This window comes from Streptomyces sp. NPDC029151, from assembly GCF_055564315.1.
In genome coordinates this window covers 348635-360444 of the sequence record NZ_JBVHWQ010000005.1, presented here as the reverse complement: position 1 = coordinate 360444, position 11810 = coordinate 348635, and the positions used below count along the sequence as shown (strand labels likewise).

General features: G+C 75.1%; 1 protein-coding gene (cut by a window edge). It reads left to right on the top strand.

The features are described from left to right. The first annotated feature begins 20 nt into the window (after nucleotides 1–20). Nucleotides 21–11810, top strand: the 5' portion of a protein-coding gene (locus ACZ4VF_RS21335) for an SDR family NAD(P)-dependent oxidoreductase (protein ID WP_467927749.1). The gene runs 2589 nt beyond the window's last position; 11790 of the gene's 14379 nt are visible here — the first part of the coding sequence; the start codon lies at nucleotides 21–23; its stop codon lies off the right edge, out of view.

Here is an 11810-nt window from a genome sequence, read left to right as displayed (position 1 = left end):
GCCGGTCCTCAGGTACTAGGATGCGCAGCGAGAGTGACCTGCGGCGGTTCTTGCAAGAGACGCTGGGCGGCGTCCTGGGAACCGATCTGACCTCCAGCCCCGACCACCTCCCCCTCGTGGAGCTGGGCCTGGACTCGATCTCCTGCGTCGTGTGGCTGCGCGAGATCAACCGTGCCCTCGGGCTGTCCCTCACGGTGGCCGAGGTGTGCGGTCACCCCACGTTCGGCGAGCTGGCCGCCCTGATCGAGGGCGTCATGGGAGATCTGATGAGTGCCACCACCCCCCGGTCCTCGGCTGCCCGCGTCGACGGCACGCGTGGGCGCGACGCCATCGCCGACCATGTGCGGCAGAGCCTCGCGGAGGAGCTGGAGCTGCCCGTCGCGGACGTCGCCGACGACGTTCCCTTCGTCGAACTGGGCCTGGACTCCATCACCGGCGTGACATGGACGCGCAAGCTGAACACGCACTTCGGTCTCGCGCTCTCCGCCACCCAGGTCTACAGCCACCCCACGGTCGCGGACCTGGCCGCGCACGTGGCCGACTGCCTGGAGGACACGGCCGGCGCGCCCGAGCCCGCTTCCCAGGCCGCCTCCGAGACCCCCGCCGCCCCCGCGTCCGGGGCCGCCGAGGACGCGCTGACCGGCTGGCTCCGGGAGAGTCTCGCCAGGGAACTCGAACTCGCCGAGTCCGACATCGACGACGACACGCCCTTCGTGGAGCTGGGCCTGGACTCCATCACGGGCGTCACCTGGACCAGGTCCGTCAACACCCGCCTCGGCCTCGCGCTCTCCGCCACCACGGTCTACGGCCACCCGACCATCGCCGAACTGGCCGCGCACCTGACACGGGAACACGGGGCGTCACTGCCCGCGCCGACGGCTGCCGGCGAGGAGAGCCCGGCCGGGACGAGCCCGGCCGAGGGGCTGGCCGGGGACGTGGAGCGGGTTCCGGTCGAGGAGCCGGTCCCCGTGGAGGAGCCGGTCCCCGCAGAGGCCGAGGTCCCGGCCGACGCCCCGGCGCCCCCCGCACGCCCTGCCCCTGCCCCTACCCGTGCCTCTTCCCCCGCCCCCGCTGCCCCCGACCGCGCCCCCCGCCCGTCCGTCGACCTCGTGGACATCGCCGTCATCGGCATGTCCGGGGCCTTCCCCCAGGCCGCCGACGTGGACGAGTTCTGGGCGAACATCGTCACCGGCCGGGACTGCGTGACCGAGGTGCCGCCCTCCCGCTGGGCCGTGGACCGGTTCTACGACGAACGGCCCGGGACGCCCGGCAAGTCGTACAGCAAGTGGATGGGCGTCCTGGAGAACGCGCACCACTTCGACCCCCTGTTCTTCGCCCTCTCGCCCGCCGAGGCCGAGGCGATGGACCCGCAGCAGCGCCTCCTGCTCCAGGAGAGCTGGCGCTGCGTCGAGGACGCCGGGCACAACCCCGAGACCCTCTCGGGCTCGCGCTGCGGCGTCTTCATCGGCTGCTCGGTCAACGGCTACGGCGGCCGGGTCGACGAGAGCGGGCTGAGTGCCCACCAGAACCTGGGCACCAACAGCGCGATCACGGCCAGCCGGATCTCCTACACGCTGAACCTCAAGGGCCCGTGCCTGTCCATCGACACCTCGTGCTCGTCGTCCCTCGTGGCGCTCGCCGCCGCCTGTGACAGCCTCTGCCTGGGCGACAGCGACACCGCGCTGGCCGGCGGCGTCTGGGTGATCCCGGGCCCCGGCGTCCACGTGGCGATGAGTCAGCTGCGCGCCCTGTCGCCGACCGGACGCTGTCACGCCTTCGACGACCGGGCGGACGGGTTCGTCCCCGCCGAGGGCGTCGGCATGCTCCTGCTGAAGCGGCTCCCGGACGCGCTGGCGGACGGCGACCGGATCCATGCCGTCGTCAAGGGCTGGGGCGTGGGCCAGGACGGCCGCTCCAACGGCATCACCGCGCCGAACGCCGACGCCCAGGCCGCGCTCCAAGGGCGGGTGTACGACAGGTTCGGCATCGACCCGTCCGACATCGAACTGGTCGAGGCGCACGGCACGGGCACGGCCCTCGGCGACCCCGTGGAGATCGACGGCCTCGTACAGAGCTTCGGCGCCCGCACCGACCGCACCGCGTACTGCGCCATCGGCTCGGTCAAGAGCAACATCGGCCACAGCGCCTGCGCGGCGGGCGTCGCGGGCACCCTCAAGGCCGTACTCGCCCTGAAGCACGCCACGCTGCCCCCGACCATCCAGTACGACCGGCTGAACGCGCACATCGACCTCAGCGGCACACCGTTCTACGTGAACACCGAGGAACGCGCGTGGCCGGACCGGGGCAGGCCCCGGCTCGCCGCGGTGAGCTCCTTCGGCTACAGCGGCACCAACGCCCACGTCGTGCTCGCGGAGGCCCCGCCGAGCCCGGCTCGGGCCGCCGGGCGGGAGGCGCCCGGCGCCCGGCTCGTCGCCCTGTCGGCGCGTACCGAGACGCAACTGCGCGACCAGGCGCGGCGGCTGCTCGACCACCTGCGCACCCACCCGCAGGAGAGCCTGCGCGCCCTGAGCTGCACGCTGCTGCTGGGCCGCAAGCACTTCCGGCACCGCCTGGCGCTGGTCGCCGACAGCACCGCGCAGGTGACCGAGACGCTGGAGAACTGGCTGCGCACCGGCGCCGACCCCGCCGTACACCGCGGCGACCGCAAGCCCGAGCGGCCCGCGGGCGGCTTCCGCGGACAGCCGTCCGGCGCCGCCGACCAGGTCGGCCGACGGCAGCTCGAAGCGCTGGCCGAGCAGTACGCCGCGGGCCGTGCCCTGCCCTTCGACACCCTCTTCGAGACGGGCCGCCCCGCCAGGACCTCCCTGCCCACCTACCCCTTCGCGGCCGACCCCTACTGGCTGGACCCCGAACCCGCCCGCCCGGACGCCACCGTGCCGCAGGGCGAATCCCTGTGGCTGGAACCGCGCTGGGAGCCGGCCGGCCCGCCCGCCGCGGAACCAGGCGACGCCCCGGCCGACGGCCACGGGCACACGGTGTGGCTCGTCGGCGATGACCCGGACGGCTCGCTCGCCCGCGCGCTGCCCGCCCTCCTCCCGGCCGGTGCGGAACTGCGCGCGTTCCGCACCGGGACGGGCACGGCGGACGAGGACTACCAGCGGCTGACCCGCGCGCTCCTGACCGGGATACGCGCCCTGACCACGACCGGCGCCGCGCGCGACCACCTCCTCCAGGTCGTCGTGGCCGGGCAGGACGCGCCACGGGCCCGCCTCATGGCGGGTGTGTCCGGACTGCTGCGCACGGCCCGCCTGGAGCACCCCCGGCTGCGCGCCCAGTACGTCGAACACCTCGACGCCCCGACGGCAACGGCCCTCGACCGGACGGTCCGCGCGGCCCAGCGGCACCCCGGCGAGGCCGAGGTCCGCCGCACCGGTGGCGAGACGTACGTACGACGCCTCGCGCAACTCCCCGTGAACGCCTCCGCGGTCACGGCGGACGCGCCGTGGCGCGACGGCGGTGTCCACCTGATCACCGGCGGGCTCGGCGGGCTCGGGCTGCACCTCGCCCGCGACCTGGCGAGCGGCCTCACCGAGGGCGTGCTCGTCCTCGTGGGCCGCTCCGCGTCCGCGCCGGACACCGAGCGCACCCTCGCCGCGCTGCGCCGGCCCGGCCTCACGGTCGAGTACCGCCAGGCCGACCTGACCGACCGGGCCGCCGTCCGGGACCTCGTCGACGGCGTGCGCAGCCGTCATGGCGCGCTCCACACGATCGTGCACTGCGCGGGCGTCCTGCGCGACGGTCTCATCGCCGGCAAGCAGGACGCGGACGTCCACGCCGTCCTCGCCCCGAAGGTGCCGGGTGTCGTCCACCTCGACGAGGCCACCCGCGACCTGCCGCTGGACCGGTTCGTCGTCTTCTCCTCCAACGCGGCCGCGTTCGGCAGCGCCGGGCAGGCGGACTACGCGGCGGCCAACGGCTTCCTGGACGCCTACGTCGCCCACCGCAACGAACTCGCCGCGCGCGGCCTGCGCTCCGGCCGGGCCGTCAGCGTCAGCTGGCCGCTGTGGGCCGACGGCGGGATGCGGGTCGACGCCGCGGGCCTGGAGCGGCTGGCCCGGCTCGGCGTGACACCGCTGCCCACGCCGGACGGACTGCGCGCGCTGCACGCCCTGCTCGCCTCCGGCCGGGAGCGGATGCTGGTGCTGCACGGCGACCGGGAGACCCTGCTCACCCGTCTCGCGCCGCTCACCCGGCCGGCACCCGGGGCCGTGTCCCCGGCCGACTCGTCCCCGGACACCGCCGGTCCCGTGACCGCCCCCGTCGCCGACCCCTCCCGTGTCGCCGACCCCTCCCGTGTCGCCGACCCCTCCCGTGTCGCCGAGCCCGCCGGCCCGGACGCGGCGGGCTGGGAGCGCGTCCTGGTCGAGGAGATCGCCGCGCAGCTGGGTCTCCCGGCCGCGGAGATCGAGCCGGACGGCGAACTGGGGGAGTACGGCTTCGACTCGATCAGCCTCACCCAGCTGGCGGAGCGCCTGGGCGACCAGCACGGTCTGGCACTCGCCCCGACCGTCTTCTTCGAGCACCCCACCCCCCGCCGACTCGCCGCCCACCTCGCGGACCGGTACACGCCCGCCCCCTCCCGGACCACCGACCCGGCCCCGTCCCCGGCCACGGATCCGGCTCCCTCCGGGGTCACCGGGCCCGCCCCCCGCGGCACCGCGGACCTCGACGCCGTCATCGCCGCGGTCGCCGCGGAGGTGTCCGCCCAACTCGGTCTGCCCGTCGCGGAGATCGACGCGGACGAGGAGCTGGGGGAGTACGGCTTCGACTCGATCAGCCTCACCGAGCTGGCCGGCCGTCTGGGCGAACGCCACGGACTGACGCTCGCCCCGACCGTCTTCTTCGAGCACCGCACCCTGCGCGCCCTCGCCGCCCACCTCGTCGCCACCCACGGCGAGCAGCCGCTCCGCCTCAACGGCCCCGCCCGTACCGAACCCGGTACGGCCGCCGTGGAGACCCCCGGGGCCACCCGGGTGCGCGAGGGACGGGAACCGTCCGCCGTGCCCACCGGGCGCGAGACCGAGCCGATCGCCGTCATCGGCATGAGCGGCAGCTTCCCGCAGGCCCCGGACCTCACCGCGTTCTGGGACAACCTCCGGCAGGGCCGGGACTGCATCACCGAGATCCCCGAGGACCGCTGGGACTGGCGCGCCCTCCACGACGACCCGGCGTACGGATCCGGCCCGCGGCCGGTGCGCTGGGGCGGCTTCCTCGACGCCGTGGACCGCTTCGACCCGCTGTTCTTCGGCATCTCGCCGCGTGAGGCGACCGCCATGGACCCGCAGCAGCGACTCCTGCTCACCCACGTGTGGCAGGCGCTGGAGGACGCGGGGCACGCACCGTCGAGCCTGGCGGGCAGCGACACCGCCGTCCTGATCGGCACCGCGCCCAGCGGCTACGGCACCCTGCTGCTCGACGGGCAGCTCACCGGCGACGGTTACGCCGCCACCGGCGTCTCCGGCTCCGTCGGGCCCAACCGGGTCAGCTACCTGCTCGACCTGCACGGCCCCAGCGAGCCGGTCGAGACCGCCTGCTCCAGCTCCCTGGTCGCCGTCCACCGGGCCGTCGAACTGCTCCGCAGCGGAGCGAGCGACCTGGCGCTGGCGGGCGGGGTGAACACCATCGTCAGCCCGGACCTGCACATCGGCTACAGCCGCGCCGGCATGCTGTCCGAGGACGGCCGCTGCAAGACCTTCTCGGCACAGGCGGACGGCTACGTGCGCGGCGAGGGCGTCGGCATCCTCGTCCTCAAGCCCCTCTCCCTCGCCGAGCGCGACGGCGACCGCGTCCACGGCGTCATCCTGGCGACCGCGGAGAACCACGGCGGCCGGGCGCACTCGCTCACCGCGCCCAACCCCCAGGCACAGGCCGACCTGCTCACGACGGCCTACCGCCGGGCCGGGATCGACCCGCGCACCGTGACGTACGTCGAGGCGCACGGCACCGGCACCGAGCTGGGCGACCCCGTCGAAGTGGGCGCGCTCAAGACCGCGTTCGCCACGCTGCGCGACGAGGTTCCCGACAGCGTCGGCGAGCCCGCCCGCTGCGGCCTGGGCTCGGTCAAGAGCAACATCGGGCACCTGGAACTCGCCGCCGGTGTCGCGGGCATGATCAAGACCCTGCTGCAGATGCGCCACGGCGAACTGGTCGAGAGCCTGCACTGCCACGATCTCAACCCCTACCTCGACTTCACCGACAGCCCGTTCGACGTCGTGCGCGAACGCCGGCCCTGGCAGCGGCTGCGGGACGCCGACGGCACCGAGGTGCCGCGCCGCGCCGGCGTCAGCTCGTTCGGCTTCGGCGGGGTCAACGCCCATGTGGTCCTGGAGGAGTACCGGGGCCGAAGCCGCCGTGAGGAGCCCGCCGTCGACGCGACCCCGGAGCTGATCGTCCTCTCCGCCCGAACCCCCGGCGGGCTGGCCGCCCAGGCCCGCAACCTGCTGGCCCACCTCGATGACGACCGCATCGCCACGCCCCGCCTGACCGACCTGGCGTACACCCTGCAGACGGGCCGTGACGCCATGGAGGAGCGGCTCGCCACCCGGGTGTCCTCGCTCGCGGAGCTGCGCCGGCGGCTCGCGCGGGTCACGGACGCGGACGCCGCCCCGGAGGGCTGGCACCGCGGTTCCGTACCCCGCGGAGCCGCCGCGGCCGCGGTGCGCGACACGGAGCGGCTCGCCGCGTCCCGCCGCTGGATCGACGCGGAGCAGTACGACCGGCTGCTCGACCGGTGGGCGGCCGGACACCCGGTGGACTGGGAGCGGCTCCACGCCGGCCGGCCCCGTCCGCGCCGCACCGGACTGCCCACCTATCCGTTCGCGGACGAGCGGTACTGGGCGGGCCGCGGCACCGACCGGCCGACCGCCACGGCCGTGGCCACGGCCGGACCGGCCGCCCCGACGGGCCCGCACCCCCTCCTGGAACGGTCGCTGCCGGACGGCACGACGACCCGCTACGAGACCCGCCTGAGCGGCAGCGAGCCGTTCCTGCGCGACCACCGGGTGCGGGGGGCCGGCGTGCTGCCGGGCGCGGCCCATCTGGAGATGGCGCACGCGGCGGTCGCCCGCCTGGTGGGCGAGGACCGGGCGGGCCGCATACGCCTGGACGACATCGTGTGGCTGCGGCCCGCCGTGTGCGGTGCGGACGGGCTGCACCTGAGCCTCGACGTGCGCCGGGTGTCCGACGACGTCCACGAGTACGCCCTGCACAGCGTCGACGCCGACGGCCGGCGCGTCCTGTGCAGCCAGGGCCGGGCCCGGCTCACCGACACGCCCGGCACGCCCGTCCCGCCGCTCGACGAACTGCGCGCCTCCTGCGCCGACACCGTCTTCACCGCGCACCAGATCTACGACCGCTACAGCCGCGTCGGCATGGAGTACGGCCCGGCGCACCGGTCCGTGACCTGGCTCGGCACCGGCACCGCCCCCGACGGCCGGCCCCAGGTGCTCGCCGAGCTGCGGCTGCCCGCGGAGGCGGAGCACCCGGCGTCGTACCACCTGCACCCGAGCATCGTGGACGGCGCGTTGCAGGCCACGCTCGGCCTCGGACTGACCGCCGACCGGGCCGGCGACGACGGCGGCAGGCCCGCCCTGCCGTTCGCCCTGCAGCACCTGCGGGCGACCGCGCCGACGCCGGTGACGGCGTACGCGTGGATCAGGCACCAGGACGGCAGCCGGCCGGACGCCTCCTCGGCCAAGCTCGACGTGACCCTGCTGGACGAACGCGGACGGGTGTGCGCGGAGCTGACCGGACTGAGCGCACGCGTGCTCCGCGGCGAACCGGGCGGCCACGGCCCCGCCCCCGCGCGCCCGGAGGAGCCGCTCGGCGTCCGTGCCCTGCCCTACGTGCGCGAACAGCTCGCCACCGCGCTGGAGGTGGCACCGGACCGCCTCGACGTGGACACGCCGCTGGAGCACTACGGCATGGACTCCATGATGGCGATGGAACTCACCCGCCATCTGGAGGGACCGTTCGGCCCGCTGCCGAAGACGCTGTTCTTCGAGGTGCGCACCATCCGGGCGCTCAGCGACCACTTCGCCGAGGAGTACCCGCGACAGCTGCGGGCGGCGCTCGGTGCCGAGGCCGCGGTCCCGGCCGCCGCCGCGCCGGACGCGCCCCACCGGGCACCCACCGCCTCCCGGCAGACCACCGCCTCCCCGGAGCCCACCGTCTCCCGGCGGCCCGCCGTCACCGCCGTCCCGCCGGCCTCGGCCGACATCGCGATCATCGGTGTCGCCGGGCGGTACCCGGAAGCCGCCGACCTCGACGAGTTCTGGCAGAACCTCCGCTCCGGACGCGACTGCATCCGCGAGGTCCCGGCGAGCCGCTGGGACCACCGCCGGTACCCGGCCGGGGGCCGGTGGGGCGGATTCCTCGACGGCGTGGACGAGTTCGACCCGCTGTTCTTCCACATCTCCCCGCGCGAGGCCGAGTACCTCGACCCCCAGGAACGCCTCTTCCTCCAGTGCGTCCACCACACCCTGGAGGACGCCGGCTACACCGGCGAGCTGCTCGCCCGGCGGTCCGCGGACGACGACACCGCCGCCCTCCAGCCCCACGGCAAGGTGGGCGTCTTCGTCGGCGTGATGTACGAGGAGTACCAGCTCCACGGCGCCCAGGCGCAGGCCCGCGGCCACCAGGTCGCGCTGTCGGGCAACCCGGCGTCCATCGCCAACCGGGTCTCGTACTTCTTCGACTTCCACGGGCCCAGCATGGCCGTGGACACCATGTGCTCCTCCTCGCTCACCGCCATCCACCTGGCCTGCGAGGCCATCAGGAGCGGGCAGTGCGCGTCGGCGATCGCCGGCGGGGTCAACGTCAGCGTCCACCCCAACAAGTACCTGATGCTCGCCCAGGGCAGGTTCACCGCCGGCGACGGCCGGTGCCGCAGCTTCGGCGAGGGCGGCGACGGCTACGTCCCCGGCGAGGGCGTGGGCGCCGTCCTGCTCAAGCCCCTGGACCGCGCGATCGCCGACGGCGACCACATCCACGGCGTCGTCAAGGGCAGCGCGCTCAACCACGGCGGACGCACCCACGGCTTCTCCGTGCCCAGCCCCGTCGCCCAGGGCGACGTCATCGCCCGCGCGCTCGCCGAGGCCGGGGTCGAACCCAGGGAGCTCGGCTATCTGGAGGCCCACGGCACGGGCACGTCCCTGGGCGACCCCATCGAGATCGCCGGCCTGGTCAAGGCGTTCCGCACGGCCGGCGACGGCACGCTGCCGGACCACTGCGCGATCGGCTCGGTCAAGTCCAACATCGGCCACTGCGAGAGCGCGGCGGGCATCGCCGCCGTCACCAAGGTGCTCCTGCAGATGAAGCACCGCGCACTGGTGCCCAGCCTGCACTCGGCCACCCCCAATCCGCACATCGACTTCGCGCGCACCCCGTTCCGGGTGCAGCAGGTCCTGGAGCCGTGGCGGCAGCCGACGGTCGTGACCGACGGCGAGCGGCGCGCCCTTCCCCGTACCGCCGGCGTCTCCAGCTTCGGCGCCGGCGGATCCAACGCCCACCTGGTCATCGCCGAGTACGAGCCGGCGGCCGGCCGGCGTCCGGCGGCGCCCCAGGACCCGCGGCCGGCCCTGATCGTGCTGTCCGCGAAGAGCGCGGCCCAGCTCGTCGAGCAGGCCCGGCGCCTCGCCGTACGGACCGCCGAACTGACCGACGACGACCTGCCGGCGATCGCCTGGACGCTCCAGACCGGGCGGGTCGCGATGGAGGAACGCCTCGCCTTCACCGCGGACTCCCTCGCCTCGCTCCGCCGCACCCTGCACGCGTTCACCGACGACCCGGCGGGGCCCGGCCGCTGGCAGCGCGGCACCGTCCGCCCCGGCGAACCGGTGCCGCTCACGGCCGACGACGCCCGGGATGCCGTACGCGGGCTGTGGGAGAGCGGCGACCTGACCGCGGTCCTGCGCCACTGGGCCGACGGGCTCGCCGTCGACTGGGAAGCGCTGCGTCCGGCCGGCGCACCCGCCCGGCGCATCAGCCTGCCCGGCTACCCGTTCGCGCGGGAGCGGTACTGGCTGGACACCGACGGCCACAGCGACACCGACTGCCACACCGGCACCGGCACCGGCACCGACAGCCACACCGGCACCGGCTCTTTCACCGACGGCGAGGGTTCGAGTGCGGTCGCCGAGCCGCCCGCCGACCTCCTGCTCCTGCGCCCCGTGTGGGAGGCCGCCGAGGCGGACGGCGCACCCGGCCACGCCGGGTTCGCCGAGCACCACGTCGTCCTCGTCGGACGCCTCGACGCCGCCGCCCGGGACGCGCTGGCGCGGGCGCTGCCCGAGTCCGTCTCCTACGACCTCGTGGACCTCGGCACCGGGCCGCTGGACGAGCAGTACCTCGGCGTGAGCCGGCATCTGTTCGGCCTGCTGCGCGGGATGCTGGAACCCGGTCCGCGCCACGAGACACTGCTCCAGGTGGTGGCCGTCGGGGAGCCCGGTGACGCCGACCGCCAGGAGTGCTTCGCCGGCCTGACCGGCCTGCTGAAGACGGCACGGCTGGAGAACCCGCGGCTGCACGCGCAGTACGTCGACTGCCTCGACGGGGCCGCCCCGGACCTGGTCGCCACCCGCCTGCGGGCCGAGGCGGCCCACCCCGTGGAGCCGGAGGTCCGGTACCGGGACGGCCGGCGCGAGGTGAGGCGGCTCACCGAGGTGACGCCCGCCCGCCCGGCCACGACCCCGTGGCGCACCGGCGGCGTCTACCTGATCACCGGCGGTACCGGCGCCCTCGGCCTCATCGCGGCGCGCGAGATCGCCGCGTCCGTCGACCACGCCACCGTCGTCCTCACCGGCCGCTCGCCGCTCGACGGGGAGCGGCGGACCGCGCTGGACGGACTGCGGGCCGCCGGGCTGCGGGTGGACCACCAGCGGGTGGACGTGACCGACCCGCGCGCGGTACGGGAACTGATCACCCGCATCACGGACGTCCACGGCCCGCTGACCGGCATCGTGCACAGCGCCGGCGTGATCGGCGACGGCCTCCTCGCCTGCAAGGAACCGCAGGACGCCGAGCGGGTGCTCGCCCCCAAGGTGCGCGGGCTGGTGAACCTGGACGAGGCGAGCCGGGACGAGCCGCTGGAACTGTTCCTGTGCTTCTCGTCCACGAGCGCCGCCTTCGGCAACCCGGGCCAGGCCGACTACGCCGCCGGCAACGCCTTCATGGACGCGTTCGCGGCCCGGCGCAACCGGCTCGCGGACCGCGGTCTGCGCAGGGGCACGACCCTCTCCGTCAACTGGCCGCTCTGGGAGGACGGTGGCATGCAGGTGAACGACGCGACCAAGGAGCAGCTCCGGAGGATGGACCTCGCCCCCCTCGACACGGACAGCGCGCTGCACGCCCTGCGGGTCGGTGTCGCCGCACGGGACAACGGCCTCGACGAAGGGCGGCTCGTGGTCGTCTCCGGCCGGCGCGACGCCCTGCTTCCCCGGCTGACGGAGCGTACGGACACCGCACGCCCGCAGCCGAGGGCCGCCGAACCGGCCGCGCAGACCGCCGCAGCGGTCGCGGAGGACGCGGGGCCCGGCACGGACGAGGCCGCCGCGACCGCTGGCCTCGAGGAGCGGACGGTGCGCCACCTCCGGCGGAGGATCGCCACGGCCCTCAAGCTCGACCCCGGCCGTCTCGACGCCGACACCCCGCTGGAGCGGTACGGCATGGACTCGGTCGTGGCGACCGACCTGATCGCCGGCCTGGAGAAGACCTTCGGCCCCCTGTCGAAGACGCTCTTCTTCGAACTGCAGACCGTGCGGGAACTGGCCGCGCACTTCGTCGCCGGGCAC